We start from the raw sequence: 19,529 nt of genomic DNA, 5'->3' as shown, positions 1-19,529 counted from the left end.
TTTCAAAATAATTACGACATATTCAACCATGCCAGCTGATAAATTTTTGTTTAGCTTTAGACAATAAAAAACACCAAAACGCTGTTCAGTAAACATGACTTTCCCCCTATAAACACTGTAAAGGGCTTATAAGGCGGAACAGGTTATGCATTGTGCCTTGTTGACAATAGCAACCAATACCGACTAATCCATGATCGCCACTGATGTCCTTAAGGCTTGCTCACCCCACGGCAATTGCCAACAGCACGCTACATTTTTGCTTTCCTTGTTGTCGCTCGTATTATTTTTTCCGTTAATACTGATTTAGCGATAAACACTTAATCTGCCGATGTTAAATGTTAACATATAAATGTTACGGATTGGTAAACAAGATTTTGCAAGCCTCATTAATGCCAGATTTACTTACAAATACAACAACTACTGTTCCATCATTACATGCTAAACTAGCTCATCTTTTCTGTTCCATTAGCCGTTTTTTTAATCTGTATGTGAGGTTTATGTGGTTTCGCCAGTAAAATCTACTTCATCCCCGGCCGCTACAAGCATTCCTCATTTAGCAATGCTAATCCCCATGCTCGCCGCTATTGTCGCGATTACACCCTTAGCTATAGACATGTACTTACCGGCAATGTCTATCCTGGCATTAGGCTTTGATACAGACATCACCACAGTCCAACAGTCTCTGAGCATTTATTTGGCAGGTTACGCGTTGGGTATGCTCATTTTTGGTCCTCTAGCAGATAAAATTGGCCGTAGACCATTAGTCATTTTCGGGTTGTTAGGCTTCACTATAATCAGTTTACTAATTGCACTGTGTACCAGTATTGAACAATTTTTGATATTACGTTTTGCTCAAGCACTTATTGGCGCGGCAGCCACCGTTGTCGTACCGGGTTATATCAAAGAGGTTTATGGTGAAAATACGGCTAAAGGTATGTCGTATGTCAGCCTCATTATGATGTTAGCACCCTTACTCGCACCAACTTTAGGCAGTTTGATTATGGAGTTAGGCGACTGGCATCTTATCTTTTTAAGCCAAAGTTGTTATGCCATTACCCTACTTGCATTAGTGTTGTTTAAACTGAAGATGCCCAGCGATAAAGATCAAGACAGTCGGAGTCAACAATCATTTTTAGGTGGCTATTACACCGTGTTCGCCCGCAGCGGCGTTAAACTAAACCTATCCAGCGGCGTATTAACTTCGTTTGCATTTTTTTGTTACTTAACCGCCTCACCATTTATTTATATGGAAGTATTTAATCTAGATAAATCCTTGTTTGCGATTTTATTTAGCACCAATGTGGGGGCCTTAATGCTTGCCAATATTGTTAACTCTAGAGTGGTAGCTCGATTTGGTTCAAAACGGATGTTACATGTATCAACATTCTTTGGCATTATTGCCGCAACAGGCCTGTTAGCTGTTAATTTATTCGAGCTAAGTTATCACTTTACCGTGTTAATGCTTATCCCCTTAATGGGATCTTTGGGGGTAATGTCGGTCAATGCTGACGCCATTGTGTTAATGAAATTCAAGAAAGAAACCGGTACAGCAACGGCTGTCATCGGTACATTAAGATTTGGTTTTGGTGCAGTAGCCGGTCCATTACTCGCATATTTTTATGATGGTAGTGCCGTACCTTTTTCTGCATTGATGCTTGGCTCAATTTTACTCGTTGGGGTGTGTCAATTTTTTCAAAGTACTCTGCCGAAAAAAAATTAACTCAATGCGCATACCACGATCCATTATAGGCCACGTTTCTCGTGGTCTTTTTTTACCCTTTCATACCTTCTAGCTAGCCATAAAAAAATTACTCATAAACATGAAATTATTTCAACCTTGAAAAATAATTAATCAAAGGGGTTGCAGTAAATTTTAATTTACATAAGATGGAGATCAGTGACTCGTTGAGCCACTAAGATGAACAAGTCATTGAAATTAACTACTGTTACTTTCAATCGTCGAGTTTGAATTATCCTTCAAACTTATTTTTTAAAGCGATTACCGTCGTTGTATACAAGATACTGTTTACCATACGGTAACTTAAAAAGGACTCATTTCATGGAAAAGCTTTCTGGCGCGAGTATGATCGTGCGCTCATTAATAGATGAAGGTGTCAGCCATATCTTCGGTTATCCCGGCGGTTCGGTGTTAGACATCTACGATTCTCTGCATAAAATCTCCGGTATCGAACACATCCTCGTCCGTCACGAACAAGCGGCCGTACACATGGCTGATGGCTATGCCCGTGCTACTGGTAAAGTTGGGGTTGTGTTAGTGACTTCAGGACCTGGAGCAACTAATGCCATTACTGGTATTGCTACCGCTTACATGGATTCAATCCCGTTAGTCGTTCTGTCTGGCCAGGTACCCAGCAATTTAATTGGTAATGATGCCTTCCAAGAGTGCGACATGATTGGTATTTCACGCCCTATCGTAAAGCACAGCTTTTTGATTACAGACGCGAAAGATATTCCAGAAACGGTTAAAAAGGCTTTCTATATTGCCGCAACGGGTCGTCCTGGTCCGGTTGTTATTGATCTACCAAAAGACTGCTTAAGCCCTGATATACTGCATGATTATATTTATCCTGAAAGCATTAAAATGCGTTCGTACAACCCCACAACAGCAGGCCATAAGGGTCAAATCCGTAGAGGGTTACAAGCGCTGTTAGCCGCTAAAAAGCCGGTATTATACGTTGGTGGTGGTGCCGTTATTTCAGGTTGTGATGCACAAATCCTTGCACTTGCAGAGCGATTAAACATTCCCGTCGTGAGTACCTTGATGGGGTTAGGCGCATTTCCTGGCACCCATAAGCAAAGTTTAGGCATGCTTGGTATGCATGGTTTATACGAAGCCAACATGGCAATGCATAATACTGATTTAATTTTTGGTATTGGAGTCCGTTTTGACGACCGTACCACCAATAATGTCGAAAAGTATTGTCCTAATGCTACCATTTTACATATCGATATTGATCCATCGTCTATTTCCAAAACGGTCAGGGTTGATATTCCAATTGTTGGTTCAGCCGACAATATTTTAGACAGCATGTTAGCACTACTGGATGAATCGAAAAAATCCAATAATGCAGATGCTATGGCCGCTTGGTGGAGCGATATTGACATTTGGCGTTCACGCAAAAGCCTAGAGTTTGACCGCACCACCGATAGAATCAAACCACAGCAAGTAATTGAAACATTGTATAAACTTACCAACGGTGATGCTTACGTGGCTTCAGATGTTGGCCAGCACCAAATGTTTGCCGCATTATACTACCCCTTTGATAAGCCTCGCCGCTGGATTAACTCTGGTGGATTAGGCACCATGGGCTTTGGTTTGCCTGCTGCGATGGGCGTAAAAATGGCACACCCGGATGCAACCGTTGTTTGTGTCACTGGTGATGGCTCTATTCAAATGAATATTCAAGAGCTTTCAACTGCGCTGCAATACGATACTCCAGTTAAAATTATCAACTTAAACAACCGTTTCCTTGGTATGGTGAAGCAATGGCAAGACATGATTTACTCTGGTCGCCATTCACAATCTTATATGGATTCCGTGCCTGATTTTGCCAAGATTGCTGAAGCCTACGGTCATGTAGGAGTGAACATTAATCACCCAGATGAGCTCGAATCTAAACTGGCTGAAGCCCTAGCAATGAAGGACAAATTAGTGTTTGTTGATATCAGCGTAGACGAAACAGAACACGTTTACCCTATGCTTATTCGCGGTGGTGCGATGAACGAAATGTGGCTAAGCAAAACGGAGAAAAGCTAATGCGTCGAATTATTTCTGTATTACTTGAAAACCAACCAGGCGCCTTATCTCGAGTTGTGGGCCTATTTTCTCAGCGTGGTTACAACATTGAAAGCTTAACCGTTGCGCCGACTGAAGATGTGACTCTGTCGCGCTTAAATATTACTGTCATTGCCGATGAAAATATTCTTGAACAAATCGAAAAGCAATTACACAAGCTTATTGATATTTTAAAAGTGGCTAATATTACTGAAGCGGCTCACATTGAGCGTGAAATTGCCTTAGTAAAAGTAAAAGCACAAGCCGAACAACGTGAAGAAGTCAAACGTACTGCGGATATTTTTCGCGGCCAAATTGTCGATGTAACAGCCAATCTATATACGATTCAAATGGTTGGCACTAGCGACAAAATTGATGCGTTTATTCATGCCTTAGGTGACATGACCAAAGTAATTGAAATCTCGCGTTCTGGTGTTGTGGGTTTAGCTCGCGGCGAAAAGTCCATGAAAGCCTAGATCAATATGTGAGTAAAGTGACTTCATGTCATACTTCGCGGTGTAATGAATAACCGTTTATCTCACAGTGTTAACCAAATAGATTAATCGTGCTTCGTGGCATATCAATAAAAAAGCAGACCTCAATTGGGATCTGCTTTTTTATTGATATGCCATTAATCGCTCATTTCTGACTAATTCGCAGCAAACAAGCTTGTTAACAGTCACTCGTTATCACTGCGATGCTCAACTGTTTAAGGGTTTCGCTTCAACAATATAGCGGTATTCGGAATTACCACTCAATTGGTCGAACGGATAACAAGTTATCAAGGTTAAGTGACTTTCGGCCGTAGGAGCCAGCACATCTAAGTCGGTTTCATGCACTACATGGGTGGTAGTAATTTGATATAACACTCGCTCACCTGCAGTGCTATAAAGCTCAATCATGTCGCCGACCTTAACGTATTGTAAACGCATAAAATGGCTGTCTCGATGGCCAGCAATAATCATATTACCCTGCTCACCCAACGAAGCTCCCGCTAACATCAACCCAGGTCCAAACGCTAAATTCCGCCCAGATGCCCCTGCTAATACGTACAAGTCACTGCCTAAAGGTTGCAAGCTATCATTGTGTTGTTGCAACACACGCATCTTAGCCACCGGATGAGTGTCGGCCCAAGACCAGGGTTTATGCGGTTGGCTATCTGCCAAGGTTTTTTCAAAAGCACGTTCAATTAGAAATTGGGCAAAATGGGCTTTAGCTTGCATATAACCTCCCTGTAATAATAGTGCGCATCCCAGTACGCTTATCAGCGCAATCACAATCCAATGTTTGGTCGGTGATATTGTTTGCGACATATTTACACTCCTGTTTAATCATGTGATTCAATCACTAACAATTGGCCAGGTAAGCGTTGTCTTAGCCATAAATAATGCAACAATCCTAAGCCAAGCAAACTAAAACCAATTAATAACCATAATCGACTAGCTGTACCAGTTTGTGGCAATACTTGCGACGACTCAGCAGCATTTAAACCATGGGGCATATGCGTTTGTAACTGCACATCTATAGGATTATCAATCAATGGATTAACCGGAGTGACATCCACAGCAACTAAACTGGTTTGGCTGGTCACTAAGTGGTACAGCAAGCCTAATGCTTCTACTTGCTTATTGACGCGGTCGCGGCTGGCATTGTCTTTATAAAGCTCAAGTGATGTTATTTGCGCATTTGCCCATAATAAATCGATGCCCTTAGCAGCTTGGTTTCCTTCAAAATCAAGTTGTTGCTGCCAATATTGACCATTAATATTGCCAGAGACTATGATGGGCTGTTGTTGATGGGACGCCGATTTAATGCTTACCCAAAGTGGTTCGTTTTGGTATAAATCGCTAATGGTCGTCGGCCAATAATCCGGTACGCTGCCATCAAGATAATACAAGCCAATATTGGTTAACACGGGTTGTTCAATTTTATTAAGTAATTGTTCAATTTTTTGCTGCACTTCAGACTCTTTGCCAATGTAGGTAAATGTCCCTCGCCCCATTGTTGCCGCCCGACGCATAAAATCTGAGTTAGGCGCAGAGCCAATACCGACCGTGAATAATCGGCTGTCACCCAACTGATCGTTAATAAGCTGATACAACTCATGTTCGTTGCCAACGGCACCGTCGGTCATAAAAATAACTTGGCGCAACATATCACTGCGTGTATCGGTTTGCTCTAAATCTTGTTGTACGCTGTCCACCAGCGCAGTTTGTAATGCACTGCGCATTTCGGTGCCGCCGTCGGCCTCTAATGACTGAATAAATCGGTTTGCCTTACCAATATTACGGCTATTAGCCGGCAATGGTGTGGCAGATAACAGGGTTACGTCACTATTAAATTCAATAATATTAAAGCTGTCGATGTCACGCAGTCCTGCTAGGGCAAATTGTAATGCTTGCTTAGCTTGAGTGATTGACTGTCCAGACATAGAACCAGAGGTATCGATGACTAAAATTAGCTCGCGGGCAATAAGGTGTTGCTCGCTGACTTCCACACTCGGCGGCATTAACATCAAGAGCGAGTACATATTGTTATCAACCGGATTAGGTTGTCTTTGCGCTGTTTCTGAACGCTCATCGCTATTGTCTGCTAAATGGGTTTTACCGGTTTGATAAAACGTCGCAGCTTGTGGTACTGCGCCAACATTAGCTTGCCATTGCAATACAAAATCACGGTCGGAAATTTGTTTGCTGGCAAAGTTCACACTGTAATGATTGCCTACATTAGATTGCTTAATCGGATGATAAAGACTGTCGAGTGAGGTTAGTTCAAAACCAGCATCAATGTTCACCTGCATCTTCACATTTAGTTCAGGCCTGACGTGTTTAACAGACGTAACCGTATTAGCGCTCGATGGCATGGCCAATTGCGGCAGCTCAGTAGTGCGCTCAGCTTGTGGGTTATAACGCGGTGTTATTGCTAATGGAAAACGTAAGCTAAATAGCCCATCACGATACTCAACCTTTTGTTGATAACTAACTTCCACCACGAGTTGTTCATGTGGCCCTAAATTGGCCACGTCAGAGGTAAACAAGTTGCGTCGTTGTTGCTGTAACAAACTCGCTTGTTTACCTTGTTTTTTGGCGGTTTCAAACGTTTGTAATGCTTGTTTTTTAGGTTGAATTTGTCCGGCGATAACTTTGTCGCCAATGCGTAATTTCATACTATCGACTGCAGCCGTTTCCGGTAACGGAAATAGGTATCGTCCATTAACCCATTGATCTGAGTCATTGATAAACACTTGCTTAACCGTGACCCGATTGAGTAATCCCGACACATCCATGCTCACTTGTGTATCTAGCGCAAAAGCTTGTATCACTTGATTTTGTTGAAAATACTCTAATGTGCCTTGGGTGATATCGTCATCTTGATAGCCCGACGGAGATGCAAATGCCGTTGTGATACAGGCATAAACCACAAACAACAAACCGAAACACAGCAATTTACCAATATAATTAACAGACAAACGTGAGATCAAAAACAACGGGCGCATACTCGCTCCTTACCCATTTAGGCTACAACATCAATGTTTACGCCTAGATGGGTAATATCAAAACAAAAAGGAAAATCGACGGCTAGATTTAGTTAGCAGCAAGTTCAGCACCGGGTGCCAATAACTTGAGCGTAACGCGACGGTCAAAAAAGTCGTTTTCAAAATTTTGTTCTTGATGCATTGGCAACGTTGAACCATAAGCCTGTCCGTGCAAACGCTCACGAGCAATACCTTGTGCAGCTAGATATTGAGTCACTTCAGCTAAGCGCTGTTCAGACAAGGCTTGGTTGAAATCATTATCACCACGGCGATCGGCATAGCCCGTTATATCAATGGTCAATTCTGGTGACAAGCTCATCATGTAAGCCACATTATCTAACTGTTGTTCAAATAACGGCTCAATATGGCTCGATCCGGTTTTAAACTGTACATTCATCCCAATGGTTAACTCATTAAGTATTTGTTGTTGATTCGCATTTTGTTCTGCCAAGCTAGACTGTAATTGATAATACTTATCCGATACTTGCTCCAATGACTGCTGCTTAGTGGTCAGAGCCATTAATTGCTCATTGGTTTGAGTTAATTGTTGTTCTTGCTCCACCAATTGTTGTTTCTGGACGTTGAGTTCTGCTTCATCACCAACTGATTTACCAATAAAGGTGCCCGTAAATGCACCAATAATGGCACCAACAGGCCCAGCAATGACTGCGCCAAGTAAAATGCCTGAGCTCAACCCCACTAACTCTTCAGTATGTTCACGTTCTTCGGGCAAGTCAGTGTCATTGGCCCAGCTGACGTTTGAAATCATCATGGTAGAAATAATTGTTGCTGCGATAAGTTGCTTTTTCATAAAGAGTCCCGTTTAGCGGTTAGTTAAAAAATGATAGTTATCATCAATACATGAGTTAATGCGTTGCTGATTAACTCTATGTCGCTATTAAACACTTCATTGGTGGCTTTATTGGGGAGCAAAAATGGCAATGTGGCGATCAAATGTGGCAACAATATGGCAATTGCCGTCAACGGCTTTTTTGGACCATAAAATCCTGTATAGTCAGCCATGTACCCATTTATCAGCTTATTAATTGAAATCATCCCATGAAACGAATTGCCATTGTTGAAGACGAAACCGCTATCCGCGAAAACTACAAAGATGTTCTGCAACAGCATGGTTATAGTGTCCAAGCCTATGCCAACCGCCCAGCAGCCATGCTCGCCTTTAATGCACGCTTACCTGACTTAGCCATTATTGATATTGGCTTAGAGCATGAAATTGACGGTGGATTTACCCTATGCCAAGCACTTAGGGCGATGTCGAGCAGCTTACCTATTATTTTTTTAACCGCCAGAGACAGCGACTTTGACACTGTGTGTGGCCTACGTTTAGGTGCCGACGACTACTTAACTAAAGATGTCAGCTTTCCTCACTTAATGGCCCGTATTGCAGCCTTATTTCGCCGCTCAGAATTGATCGGTTCAAGCGCCATGGAAGACAACTTACTCGAACGCGGTCACCTCACTATTGATGGCAACCGTATTCAGGTGTATTGGAAATCGCTCCCAATAGAACTCACCGTCACCGAATTTTGGATGGTACATGCCATGGCAAAACACCCAGGACATGTACGCAGTCGACAAGATTTAATGCAAGAAGCTAAAATTTACGTCGACGACAGCACTATTACTTCACACGTAAAACGCATCCGTAAAAAGTTTATCGCCATCGACACCGAGTTTGACTGTATCGATACCGTTTATGGCATGGGTTACCGCTGGGACAATATCTAACAGATGAATTTACCGATAGGGCTTCGTGCCAAAGTTGTCATTTTGTCGCTATTTTTACTCTGCCTACCTTGGCTGGGGTATGAATATGTGTGGGAAATGGAAAAGTACTTACGTTATGGCCAAGAAAAAACCCTTGAAGGCACCACTCAAGCTCTTGCGACTGCCTTGCATGAACGGCCTAAGTTATTTGACAACCAAGCCAGTTTTTTAAAGCAAGTAGAAAAAGGCCGCGACTTATACGCCTACCCCCTGGCAGGGCCTATTCAACTGGACGGTAAACTGAGTGACTGGGACTTATACCAACATCGCACCCTCAAGTATTCTGACGAACATGTTATTTATCAACGTAATAAAGCCGACCCTGCCAATATCAGTTTTAGCCATATGGTGGGCAAATACGGCGGCTATTTATACGGTTTTTTTAAGGTCAATGATCCAAGCCTAATTTTTCGTAACCGTAAAAGCTTACGAATTGATAGAAACGATCACTTAGTCATGGCAACTCAATCACCAGACGGTCAGTTCAGGCGTTATATTGTTGCCAATACCAAAAGTGGTTGGCTCAGTGCATTTGAACTACCCGCAGATCCCAGCCAATCAATGCCCGTTACGCCTGAGTCACGTATTCAAGGCCAGTGGTTAAAAACAAACAAGGGATACAATATTGAATTCAGGCTGCCGCTCGAAATGGTAGGCAGCAAATTAGGTTTTGCTATTCATAATGTTAACGATAGCAAAACACGGCAATTAGTGAATGTCATCGGTACATCAGCCACCGACTCAGTAGCCAGTTTAGGCACAGTGTTAGTGCCCTCGCCTGAAATTGAAAATATCATTAAAGGCATGAGCCACAATAGTTCACGTATTTGGGTCGTCGATAATCATGGCCGCGTGCTGGCAAAATCAGGTGATATTCGTTCATCGTCAAACACCTGGGCAGATGATATTGAGGTCAATCAACCAGACTCATTTTGGCTCCACTTTAAGCAGCAATATATTTTGCCGTTGTATTACAAAATATTGACCCGCCCACCACAAGACTTTATCGATTCACTGCAAGACTCAACCGAACTGACTGGCAGCCATATTGAAAAAGCCTTAAGTGGCAAACAAGGCTCTACATGGCGCTTAACGCCAGACAACAAAGCCGTGGTATTAGCCGCTGCAAGCCCTATATGGATTGACGATAAAGTCATGGGAGTGGTTATTGCAGAAGAAACCACTCACGGCATTCGCAGTTTGCGCAACCGCGCCTTAGAAAAACTGTTTAACGTTATTTTGACCATTATGAGCATGGGCACGTTAGCCTTGTTTATTTTTGCCTCGAGTATTTCAAGCCGCATCCGTCGTTTGCGTGATCAGGCCGAACTCGCCATCGACAGCCAAGGTCGAATAAGACAGCAAATTGTCGCATCCAAAAATCGAGATGAAATCGGTGATTTGTCACGCAGTTTTTCTAGTATTGTCAGCCGCCTAGGGCAATATACTCATTATTTAGAAAACATGTCGTCACGTTTATCGCACGAACTCCGTACCCCTGTAGCCGTGGTGCGTAGCTCACTTGAACATTTAGGCTTGCAACAACTGGACGATCAATCACAAAAGTACGTCAGTCGCGCCCAAGAAGGTGTGAGTCGCTTGCACCTTATTTTAAATAACTTAAGCGAAGCAACTCGTCTCGAAGCCAGTTTGACCCAAGCTGAAAGCTGTCGTTTTTCATTAAAGAAAGTGATTAGCGGTTGCATGCAAGGCTATCAAATGACTTATCCAGATCAGCTCTTTAGCATCCACATTGAAGATAAAGCCATGTATTGCGACGGTGTACCAGAATACATCGCCCAATTAATGGATAAGTTAATCAACAACGCAATTGAGTTTCATCAGCCCGACAGCGCCATCACAGTCAGCCTGACCCAATATCAAAAACAAGCGATATTAACCGTCAGTAACATTGGTCCTTTACTGCCAAAAGACATGAACAGCCAGATTTTTGAATCTATGGTGTCAATCAGGCCTCAAGGCATTAATGGCAAGCCCCATCTAGGATTAGGCTTGTATATTGCTAGACTAGTCAGTGATTTTCATCATGGCACCATTAAAGCGACTAACATGACAAAAAATGGGGTAGAAGGAGTTGAAATGAGCCTCAGTTTACCGCTAAGTGATGAAAAATAGTCAAGCTTGTCAATTAGGCGGTTTTATTTAGGTTTGTTGGTGCTAGGATAATGAACATCAGTAGATCACTCACCGTAGCGCATTTATCCATATCATTGATATTTTGCTAATAAACATTAGCTAAAACAAAAATAGTGGACTCTACACATAATGGAAGTAACAATATGAGCAAAGACGATAAACTAGCCACCCAAATTGTTAGCGTTGGCCGCGAAAAAAAGTTCACTAAAGGCATTATTAATCCGCCAGTATTCAGAGCATCGACAGTGGTGTTCGACACCATGGACGAGATGCGTTTTGCGATTAAAAACAAAACCAACGGTGAAATGTTTTATGGTCGTCGCGGCACCCCAACCCATTTTTCCTTTCAACAAGCCATATGCGAACTTGAAGGCGGTGCTGGCACGGCGTTATACCCTTCTGGTGCGGGCGCGATCAGCAGCGCTTTGTTATCATTTTTAAAAAGTGGCGACCATTTATTAATGGTCGACACCGCCTATGAACCAACGCGCGATTTATGCAATAAAATGCTGGCAGGTTTTGGCATCGAAACCACCTATTACGACCCAATGATTGGCGCAGGCATTCGTGAGTTAATTCGTCCTAACACCAAGGTATTATTTTTAGAATCACCAGGTTCTATCACCATGGAAGTGCAAGATGTACCGACGCTTAGCCGTATCGCTCACGAACATGATGTCATTGTAATGCTGGATAATACCTGGGCATCTCCCATTAATTCTCGCCCATTTGATATGGGGGTCGACATCTCTATTCAAGCCGCCACCAAGTACATTGTCGGCCATTCAGATGTCATGATGGGTACGGCTACTGCCAATGAACAACATTGGGAACAACTGCGCGAAAACAGTTACTTAATGGGCCAAACGACTTCGCCGGATGACGTCTATTTAGCTGCGCGAGGCTTACGTACCTTAGGGGTACGTATGGCACAACATAATAAAAATGCCTTAAAAGTGGCTAATTGGTTGGCGACTCGTCCAGAAGTGGATCATATCCGTCATCCTGCATTTGATACTTGCCCAGGTCACGAGTTTTTTAAACGCGACTTTAGCAGCGGTAACGGTTTGTTCTCGTTTGTACTTAAACAAGGCGACTTAGCGTCAGTCACTGCTTTTGTTGAAAACATGAATCATTTTAAAATGGGCTTTTCATGGGGCGGTTTCGAAAGCTTAATTTTAGGGGTATTCGGTATTAACAATATCCGTACTGCTACCCAATGGGACAGCAGTAAACCATTAATACGCTTACACATTGGGCTTGAAGATACCGACGATTTAATTGCCGATCTTGATGCGGCATTTAGCCGATATAATGCAATATTACAGAAATAGCCATTACTCATTTTTGACGGTAAAATCTGTACACTGTTTCGAAAAAACGTTTATAGAATATTCACATTAAAAGGAAATAAATGAATATTATCAAATTAGTCATACTCAGCTTGTGTATTAGCATTGGCTATTATGCATTGAGTATTGTGGCCATCGGCCAGTCTGCTGCCGGCAACTTATTGTGGCGATTAAATAGCAGTGAATATCCATTACTGGCTGACTTTGCGCAAAACTTTATTGGTATCGGCTTAGCCGCGTTTATTCCTGCGTTTCTAGTGAAAAGCTACGAGCCAGCAAGACAATGGATTGCCATTACGATTGTGATTTTAGGTGCGATGTTATTGCACGGCAATATTCATTACATGCCATGGGATCCTATGGGCATTGTGAGATTTGTAAACAACACTTTGTTCTACGGGGATATCGGTGCAAAAGTGCTGTTTTTCTATATCTTGTTGCTCCCTATACTGTGGTTGTTGCTGCTTAAACGTATGGCTCGTATTTAAAAAAGTCCGAATTTGAGCGCAAAAAAAGCAAGTTGAACATATCTTGCTAGTTAAGATGACAAAAAATCTAAGCCCTGAGCCGTTATCGCCTCAGGGCTTTTTATTATCAATAATGGTAATTTATACAATGGCTAAACTGACTTGACGATATCGCCTGCCAAATTTAAATTACGCCACAAATGAAATGTAATCTCACTCTTGTCGGTCTTATTAAGTACACCACCATTTGCCAACTAGAGTATGACTATGTGTAGCACACCAAAAACCAATCTAGCCGCTGCCACACCCAAAGTTCCTTTTCGGAGCTTTATGGCCAGTATGACATTGGCACAAAGACAACAGTTCGCCGAAGTCGCGAACCGTGCTGATGAAAGGCGAAAAATAAGAGAAGATCGACTCAAAGGTCAATCTAATAGCAAAAATGCAGCAAGTACATCAAACACGACAGGAAACCAAAACATGCCATTGATGATAAAACTGCTTCAATTTTGTAAGCAACACATTGTGATATAAGCCAATATATCTTTAATGGCTAAAAGGCTTATTACAGATTAGTCTTCTAGTACTGAGATAAAAATTCTGTCTGAATTCCACAATTCAATTATCTTGCGAGTCTTCTTTGAGTTCCAAAAGCATTTTCCAAACAGAATAATCCCCGCACCTTCTAACTGACGCCCTTCCGATACATTAAAACGTTCCAATATTATCGATTTATATTTAGAGATAGGAATGCCAACATCAGTACAATCAGATGGGTTTAACCAATCAAGTTCTTTATCTAGATGTGAAATCGTACCCCAGTACATTTTAGGCTTTGCCTCTTTGGCATTAGCACTTGGCTCAGCCTCGGCAAAGTTAACAAATAAATTCTTGGCTTTAAATTTGTAACCCGTATCAAGCTCAATCAAGGTACTCGACTCAGCTAAATCGCTGCCACGCATCAAGCTATTGAGAATTTTCTCTAGCCCTAATACTTTGACCTTGGTTTGTTCAATATTGTTAGCGTGTTTGCCACTTGTATTAGCGTTTTTTGTGGGAGGCGTGGGGGTTGATGCAGGGGTGACAGTTTGCACCTCTGCGATTGACTTTTTGCTGTTTGACAACATGAAATCAATGCTAATAACATCAGCATCAGAAATGACTTTATTTACTTCTACACTATGCCGAGTCTCTCGGTCTCGTTGAGTTGAAGGATGACCTTCATCGCATCCTGAAACATGATATCGAGAGCCAAAACACGCTGCTTTACCGTCTGAGCTTCTCTTACGATAGTAAGCTTTTCCTTCGCACTCAGGGCATTGTAAAAACTGCCTAAATTTTTCAATTTCAGTTTCAGGTAACGCCTGAAATTTCAAAATTGAAAAAGTGTGCCTTTCACCACCATAAGTACAAACAGCATCAATCATTTAATATCCACATCTTCTTTAAAAGCGTACCTTTAACATTAGTGATAAAGGTACTTTTAACCCCTACAGAACAATAGCAAGTTATTAATAAAAATCCTATTTTTCAATAATACTAATCTCTGTCGCAGACTTTATAGGTTGAGCTAAACATACTAGAAGCAGCGTCGATTTAGACCATTGCTTCCATCAGGGCGTAGGTATGTGCAGACTAATGCTATCGTTACATTACGAAGCAAATAAGCGAGTTAAATGAGCTTTATAACGGCTCGTATCGCTTTCAATATCTGGATTCTTAATCACATCATTACTCATAAAGGTTTCAAGTTGTGACATACCTAAAAACTGATGCGCTTTATGCATAGCCAAATAAACCCCATCAACACCAACACCTTCAAAGAACTGGTTCGGATCGGTAAAGGCTTCTGCGGGCGCGTTCCACGTAACGCTAAGCATGTATTGTTTGCCTTGTATTAGCCCACCAGAGCCATATTTGTGCTCGGCATTTTTACGGGTGCGTCCGTCACTTTGATACAGACGACCATGGCCAATGGTAAATACTTCATCAATATATTTTTTAACAATCCACGGTGCGCCCATCCACCAAGCAGGTGTTTGTTGAATGATGACGTCAGCCCATAGCCACTTTTCGATCTCCGATTCGATATCGTAACCTTCATCAATGGTGGTGACTTTCACTTCATGCTTTAAGTTAAGTAAATGCTGTTCCGCAACTTTAGTCATGGTTCCGTTTAGCAATCCTTTTGAATGACCAAAGCTTTTGCCGCCGTTTAAAATTAATATTTTTTTCATAATGACCTGTCTTGTAAAAGTAACTGATTGACCCAGTTTGAAATATGACTATTGGGATTTACCACGCTGTGATCCCAAAGCAGGTATAACAACGAATAAGTTCTAAAGTGCCGATTGATTTGACAGGATTATAAATAAAGTTAATATTGAAAAAAAGTAACTAAAACTCAAAAGATATTTGCGTAAGGATCAACAATGAAAGTAACAATTAGCGAACTTTATACCTTTATTAGCATTGTTGACCAAGGGACTATCAGCCAAGCCTCTGAGCATTTAAATATTACGGTTTCTGCTGCCAGTCGTGCGTTATCAAGACTAGAAAGCAAATTAAACACTACGTTGTTTAGGCGTAATACTCGACGCTTAGAATTAACCGAGGAAGGTAATAAATACTTATCCAGAGTGCGGGTAATTTTGCATGATCTTGAAGCTGCAGAAGATATGCTGCTACATCGTAAACAAATCCCCTCAGGCAAGCTGCGCATTGATGCGGCAACACCTTACATGCTGCATGTTATTGCGCCATTAATTGATCAATACAGTCGCACCTATCCACAAGTTGAAATTGAGTTAGTGAATAATGAAAATCTCATCGATTTATTAGAGCAGCGAACCGATGTTGCCATTCGAATAGGTGAGCTGAAAGATTCGACGTTAACAGCATCTCCACTGGGGTTAAGTCAAATTAGGATCTTAGCTAGCCCTGATTACTTAGCTAAACACGGTACACCAACAACCGTCGAAGATTTAACGCAACATCAGTTATTAGGTTTCAGCTCGTTAGAAAAGTTAAATCATTGGCCGATTTACGATGCGTTTAATAACCTGCTGCATATTCAAACCAATATTAAAGCCGACAGTGGAGAAACCTTAAGGCAACTCGCGTTGTGCGGCGCGGGAATTGTGTGCTTATCAGACTTTATGACACAACAAGACATTAAAGCAGGACGCTTGGTGCAGTTATTCACGACTAGCACACTCAAAATTGAACAACCTATAAATATTGTTTGTTACCGAAATAAAGAGCTGTCAAAGAGGGTCAGCTCGTTTATTGAGTTCATGAAACAAGCGGTCAAATCCTAAAAAACGATTCAATTATTATGTTGAGGGAATATTGGGGATATTATTGCTAATAGGTATTTTGCTAATAGTCATTAATACCGACATGCTGATTTTTACAACCATTCATGGTGAATTTTTTGGTTAATCTACTTAGCCATTGATCTGATAAAGCTCTTGAACATCATCAAACTCATTTCATAAATCGGGCTAACACGCTTTGGGCAACAGTACTTAGTACACTACAGGAATAGCCGACCCTATTAGATATTATTTAATGTCGTAAATAGAAATACCTGTTGTCAAAATGGCAACTCGCACCAGCAAAGCTTTCAATCTATGATCCTTGCAACATTAAGTGAGGATTTTATGACTCGATTTATACTGTGTAGCTTCGCGTTGGTTCTGCTTTATCCCACAGCCATTGACCTTTACTTGGTTGGTTTACCACAAATAGCCAAAGACTTAGGCGCAAGTGAATCACAGCTCCATATCGCTTTCTCAGTGTATTTAGCGGGTATGGCCACCACGATGGTATTTGCCGGTAAATTATCAGACGTTATTGGCAGACGACCCATAGCGATTGCTGGGGCTATTATTTTTACATTAGCCTCGTTCATGGGCAGTACAGTAGAAGACAGTCAAACTTTTTTAATCGTCCGCTTTATTCAAGGTGTTGGCGCAGGCAGTTGCTACGTTGTCGCCTTTGCCATTTTGCGTGACAAGTTGGACGATAAGCGCAGAGTAAAAGTGTTATCTATGGTCAATGGGATTACCTGCATCATGCCTGTAATAGCCCCTGTTATTGGCCATTTGATCATGCTTAGTTTTCCATGGCCAAGTCTATTTATTACTATGGCTGCCATGGGTGGAGTGGTGTCTTTAATGTCTATGCTTGTGTTAAAAGAAACCAATTCTACACGCCAATCTTCAATGGATAATTTAACGCTAAACGTCGATACAAGCTCTCAATCGACAGCCCAATCAGCAACAGTGGCAGAAACATTTTACCAACGATTTTTTTTAAGCAGATTACTCATCAGTTCCATTGCAGTCACAGCAATTCTTACGTTTGTAAACGTATCGCCAATGCTGATCATGAATACCATGGGCTTTAGTCGTGGCGAATATTCAATTGCGATGGCACTAACAGCACTTGTTAGTATGCTAACCTCATTTGCTATGCCACTGACGTTATCATATATCAAGCAAGGCACTTTAATGCTGGTATCGCAAATACTGTTTGTCGCTGCCGCTGTCATACTGGGGTTAACCCAGTTAAATGCCGACAGCCAAATTATTAGCCTATTTGGTTTTAGTCTTATCTGTGCAGGATTTTCAATTGGATTTGGTGTGGTAATGAGCCAAGCGCTTAGCCCCTATCGTTATCGGGCTGGTATTGCCAGTTCCATTCTTGGTGTTGCGCAAATTTGCAGTTCCGCTTTGTATATTTGGTTATTAGGCTTATTTGATGTGAGTGCATTGAATATGCTGTTATTAATCTTACTAATTGGTGGTGTTATTAGCGCTGTTTTAATACTATTCATTCCTTCACCACTGCCGAGTCTTTCCAATGAAGAAATCATTAGCACGCCTTGATCTAAACTTACTGATCACTCTGCAGTTGTTATTACAAGAATTAAGCGTCACTAAAACAGCAAAAAAACTGAACGTGACACCGTCAACCGTGAGCAAATCTCTCAGTAAGTTACGAGAATGGTTTGACGACCCTTTGTTTATAAAAACACCTCATGGATTTAGCCCAACGTCGCTCGCCATCAGTATGGAACAAGAGCTTGCTGACTGGTTACAAGTCAGCAGTCAAATACTCGCAAAACGCGGTGATGAGATCCCTAATGGTGTGCGCTTTAATCTTGCCATGGAATCGCCATTACTGCTGACGATGTTTAACCAACTTACACAGCAAATTTTTCAGCAGTATCCAGACGCTAAAGTTAAAGTTCACAACTGGGACTATGACTCAATTGAGGCGATCATTCGAGGAGAAGTCGACATTGGTTTTACTGGCCGAGAGAGCCACCCGAGATCAAAAGAATCGATTAAACTTTTACCCTACTTTATCAATTACGAAGTGTTATTTACCGACCTTCCCTTAGTGTATTTACATAAAGATCACCCAGCTTTAAAAGAAGATTGGAATATTGATACTTTTGTAAAATACCCACAAATTAACATCACATGGGAAAAGTCAGATACCTGGGCATTAGATGAAGTGTTAACAGAAATGGGCTTAAGCCGTAATATTGAACTAACCATGGCCACGTTCGAGCAATCTTTGTTTATGACAGCGCAGCCTGGTCACAACATGATTACCACTGCACCACAATATTGCCAGCATTACAGCCGTAATATACATCCAGATTTAGTGTGTTTACCTATTCCGGTAGATAAAGCATTACTAGATAAACTAATGATCCCCTTCACCATGATTTGGCATAAACGTAACAATCAAAATCCAAAAATAAAATGGCTAAGAGGTGCGATAAAAGCCTTATATCGAGACCTTAATAATACCAATTTGTCTTAGCATATTGAGTATTTATGCTTTAGCTGTGTGCTTACTGTCAGTTAACTAATACCAATCCGCATTAGAATTTGCTCTTTTAGCGAAAATTATCAGTGAGGTATTCGAGGCAGCCTTTGAAGACATCGTCGTTCTCGACAACTGCTCCTACGTTGCTCTACCTCCTGCATCTGACCGCCATGGATGGTGGGAATGTGTTATTTTTTATGGCAAAAAATAGACCATGCAGTCGTACGTTAAGAAAGGCTAACAAAGAAGATCACGCTGATAAATTCGCCCTTCGGGGGGCTGTGTCACAATATTGTGGCTTAATAAAACTATACACCGACATGAAGTCAATGAGCCTTAAGAGAAAACAGTGTAAACAGTGTTGAAATGACTCACTTTGCCTACCTAAAAGCGCGCCTTGTTTTATCGTTACCTCATCACTGTCGTTACAAGGTAATTAGCACATGATGATTAGACTTGTTATACCAATCCTATTAAATATGTGATCTTTCAGCGGGAGTTCAAAGTGCTGTAGGCAAGGCAGATGATTGAAGCGAATAGTGATCCTCGGTAACAAGCTCCTGCGTTACTCTACCTCCAGCATC

The 19,529-nt window shown here is 41.6% G+C and carries 17 protein-coding genes; 11 read left to right on the top strand and 6 right to left on the bottom strand.

Going from position 1 to position 19,529, the window contains the following annotated elements; all coding sequences use genetic code 11:
- The first annotated feature begins 559 nt into the window (after window positions 1-559).
- The 3 genes from ACWXWT_RS08050 to ilvN all read left to right on the top strand — a co-directional run bounded on the left by ACWXWT_RS08050 (window position 560) and on the right by ilvN (window position 4,272).
- A complete protein-coding gene (locus ACWXWT_RS08050; protein ID WP_456041107.1) occupies window positions 560-1,720 on the top strand; it encodes a multidrug effflux MFS transporter in 1,161 nt (386 codons plus the stop codon).
- 339 nt (window positions 1,721-2,059) lie between these two features.
- On the top strand, window positions 2,060-3,778 hold the full coding sequence (locus ACWXWT_RS08045; protein WP_456041093.1) for an acetolactate synthase 3 large subunit: 1,719 nt from the start codon (window positions 2,060-2,062) through the stop codon (window positions 3,776-3,778).
- On the top strand, window positions 3,778-4,272 hold the full coding sequence (gene ilvN, locus ACWXWT_RS08040) for an acetolactate synthase small subunit (RefSeq protein WP_456041092.1): 495 nt from the start codon (window positions 3,778-3,780) through the stop codon (window positions 4,270-4,272). Before ACWXWT_RS08045 ends, ilvN begins: the two co-directional genes overlap by 1 nt.
- Window positions 4,273-4,497: 225 nt before the next feature.
- Here the strand turns inward: ilvN and ACWXWT_RS08035 are convergent, their stop codons facing one another.
- The 4 genes from ACWXWT_RS08035 to ACWXWT_RS08020 all read right to left on the bottom strand — a co-directional run bounded on the left by ACWXWT_RS08035 (window position 4,498) and on the right by ACWXWT_RS08020 (window position 8,354).
- A complete protein-coding gene (locus ACWXWT_RS08035) occupies window positions 4,498-5,109 on the bottom strand; it encodes a class GN sortase (protein ID WP_456041091.1) in 612 nt (203 codons plus the stop codon).
- 14 nt (window positions 5,110-5,123) lie between these two features.
- On the bottom strand, window positions 5,124-7,292 hold the full coding sequence (locus tag ACWXWT_RS08030) for a marine proteobacterial sortase target protein (protein ID WP_456041090.1): 2,169 nt from the start codon (window positions 7,290-7,292) through the stop codon (window positions 5,124-5,126).
- 88 nt (window positions 7,293-7,380) lie between these two features.
- A complete protein-coding gene (gene pdsO / locus ACWXWT_RS08025; protein WP_456041089.1) occupies window positions 7,381-8,142 on the bottom strand; it encodes a sortase-associated OmpA-like protein PdsO in 762 nt (253 codons plus the stop codon).
- Window positions 8,143-8,165: 23 nt separating this feature from the next.
- Complete coding sequence (locus ACWXWT_RS08020) at window positions 8,166-8,354, bottom strand: hypothetical protein (RefSeq protein ID WP_350433107.1); 189 nt, start codon at window positions 8,352-8,354, stop codon at window positions 8,166-8,168.
- A 36-nt stretch (window positions 8,355-8,390) separates the two neighbouring features.
- Between ACWXWT_RS08020 and pdsR the strand changes: the two genes are divergently transcribed.
- The 5 genes from pdsR to ACWXWT_RS07995 all read left to right on the top strand — a co-directional run bounded on the left by pdsR (window position 8,391) and on the right by ACWXWT_RS07995 (window position 13,629).
- Window positions 8,391-9,080 carry a proteobacterial dedicated sortase system response regulator gene (pdsR, locus tag ACWXWT_RS08015; protein ID WP_456041088.1) on the top strand — a complete coding sequence of 230 codons (690 nt, stop codon included), beginning with the start codon at window positions 8,391-8,393 and terminating at the stop codon, window positions 9,078-9,080.
- 3 nt (window positions 9,081-9,083) lie between these two features.
- On the top strand, window positions 9,084-11,255 hold the full coding sequence (pdsS, locus tag ACWXWT_RS08010; RefSeq protein WP_456041087.1) for a proteobacterial dedicated sortase system histidine kinase: 2,172 nt from the start codon (window positions 9,084-9,086) through the stop codon (window positions 11,253-11,255).
- A 164-nt stretch (window positions 11,256-11,419) separates the two neighbouring features.
- Entirely contained in the window at window positions 11,420-12,610 is a 1,191-nt protein-coding gene (locus ACWXWT_RS08005; protein ID WP_456041086.1) for a cystathionine beta-lyase, read from the top strand.
- 80 nt (window positions 12,611-12,690) lie between these two features.
- Window positions 12,691-13,116, top strand: coding sequence for a hypothetical protein (locus tag ACWXWT_RS08000; protein WP_456041085.1), 426 nt, complete (start codon window positions 12,691-12,693; stop codon window positions 13,114-13,116).
- A gap of 246 nt (window positions 13,117-13,362) precedes the next feature.
- Window positions 13,363-13,629 (top strand): hypothetical protein, encoded by a 267-nt coding sequence (locus ACWXWT_RS07995; RefSeq protein WP_456041084.1) that lies wholly within the window; start codon window positions 13,363-13,365, stop codon window positions 13,627-13,629.
- A 38-nt stretch (window positions 13,630-13,667) separates the two neighbouring features.
- Here the strand turns inward: ACWXWT_RS07995 and ACWXWT_RS07990 are convergent, their stop codons facing one another.
- Window positions 13,668-14,522, bottom strand: a complete 855-nt coding sequence (locus tag ACWXWT_RS07990; RefSeq protein ID WP_456041083.1) for a hypothetical protein — start codon at window positions 14,520-14,522, stop codon at window positions 13,668-13,670.
- A 225-nt stretch (window positions 14,523-14,747) separates the two neighbouring features.
- Window positions 14,748-15,332: an NAD(P)H-dependent oxidoreductase gene (locus ACWXWT_RS07985; RefSeq protein WP_456041082.1), complete on the bottom strand. Its 585-nt coding sequence runs from the start codon at window positions 15,330-15,332 to the stop codon at window positions 14,748-14,750.
- Window positions 15,333-15,527: 195 nt separating this feature from the next.
- Here ACWXWT_RS07985 and ACWXWT_RS07980 point away from each other — a divergent pair, with 195 nt between their 5' ends.
- The 3 genes from ACWXWT_RS07980 (at window position 15,528) to yidZ (ending at window position 18,939) form a co-directional block, all read left to right on the top strand.
- A complete protein-coding gene (locus tag ACWXWT_RS07980; protein ID WP_456041081.1) occupies window positions 15,528-16,415 on the top strand; it encodes a LysR substrate-binding domain-containing protein in 888 nt (295 codons plus the stop codon).
- A 345-nt stretch (window positions 16,416-16,760) separates the two neighbouring features.
- Window positions 16,761-17,990 carry an MdtL family multidrug efflux MFS transporter gene (locus ACWXWT_RS07975; protein WP_456041080.1) on the top strand — a complete coding sequence of 410 codons (1,230 nt, stop codon included), beginning with the start codon at window positions 16,761-16,763 and terminating at the stop codon, window positions 17,988-17,990.
- Complete coding sequence (yidZ, locus tag ACWXWT_RS07970; protein WP_456041079.1) at window positions 17,965-18,939, top strand: HTH-type transcriptional regulator YidZ; 975 nt, start codon at window positions 17,965-17,967, stop codon at window positions 18,937-18,939. The genes ACWXWT_RS07975 and yidZ overlap by 26 nt, the downstream gene beginning before the upstream one ends.
- The last annotated feature ends 590 nt before the right edge of the window (window positions 18,940-19,529 follow it).

It is taken from the genome of Shewanella sp. A22 (assembly GCF_053850585.1).
This window is presented reverse-complemented; position numbering and strand designations above follow the sequence as displayed.

Bases quoted from the DNA above. Each gene is read 5' to 3' on its own strand.
- ACWXWT_RS08050 (WP_456041107.1), top strand. From the start codon at position 560: ATGCTAATCCCCATGCTCGCCGCTATTGTCGCGATTACACCCTTAGCT.
- ACWXWT_RS08045 (WP_456041093.1), top strand. From the start codon at position 2,060: ATGGAAAAGCTTTCTGGCGCGAGTATGATCGTGCGCTCATTAATAGAT.
- ilvN (WP_456041092.1), top strand. From the start codon at position 3,778: ATGCGTCGAATTATTTCTGTATTACTTGAAAACCAACCAGGCGCCTTA.
- ACWXWT_RS08035 (WP_456041091.1), bottom strand. From the start codon at position 5,109: ATGTCGCAAACAATATCACCGACCAAACATTGGATTGTGATTGCGCTG.
- ACWXWT_RS08030 (WP_456041090.1), bottom strand. From the start codon at position 7,292: ATGCGCCCGTTGTTTTTGATCTCACGTTTGTCTGTTAATTATATTGGT.
- pdsO (WP_456041089.1), bottom strand. From the start codon at position 8,142: ATGAAAAAGCAACTTATCGCAGCAACAATTATTTCTACCATGATGATT.
- ACWXWT_RS08020 (WP_350433107.1), bottom strand. From the start codon at position 8,354: ATGGCTGACTATACAGGATTTTATGGTCCAAAAAAGCCGTTGACGGCA.
- pdsR (WP_456041088.1), top strand. From the start codon at position 8,391: ATGAAACGAATTGCCATTGTTGAAGACGAAACCGCTATCCGCGAAAAC.
- pdsS (WP_456041087.1), top strand. From the start codon at position 9,084: ATGAATTTACCGATAGGGCTTCGTGCCAAAGTTGTCATTTTGTCGCTA.
- ACWXWT_RS08005 (WP_456041086.1), top strand. From the start codon at position 11,420: ATGAGCAAAGACGATAAACTAGCCACCCAAATTGTTAGCGTTGGCCGC.
- ACWXWT_RS08000 (WP_456041085.1), top strand. From the start codon at position 12,691: ATGAATATTATCAAATTAGTCATACTCAGCTTGTGTATTAGCATTGGC.
- ACWXWT_RS07995 (WP_456041084.1), top strand. From the start codon at position 13,363: ATGTGTAGCACACCAAAAACCAATCTAGCCGCTGCCACACCCAAAGTT.
- ACWXWT_RS07990 (WP_456041083.1), bottom strand. From the start codon at position 14,522: ATGATTGATGCTGTTTGTACTTATGGTGGTGAAAGGCACACTTTTTCA.
- ACWXWT_RS07985 (WP_456041082.1), bottom strand. From the start codon at position 15,332: ATGAAAAAAATATTAATTTTAAACGGCGGCAAAAGCTTTGGTCATTCA.
- ACWXWT_RS07980 (WP_456041081.1), top strand. From the start codon at position 15,528: ATGAAAGTAACAATTAGCGAACTTTATACCTTTATTAGCATTGTTGAC.
- ACWXWT_RS07975 (WP_456041080.1), top strand. From the start codon at position 16,761: ATGACTCGATTTATACTGTGTAGCTTCGCGTTGGTTCTGCTTTATCCC.
- yidZ (WP_456041079.1), top strand. From the start codon at position 17,965: ATGAAGAAATCATTAGCACGCCTTGATCTAAACTTACTGATCACTCTG.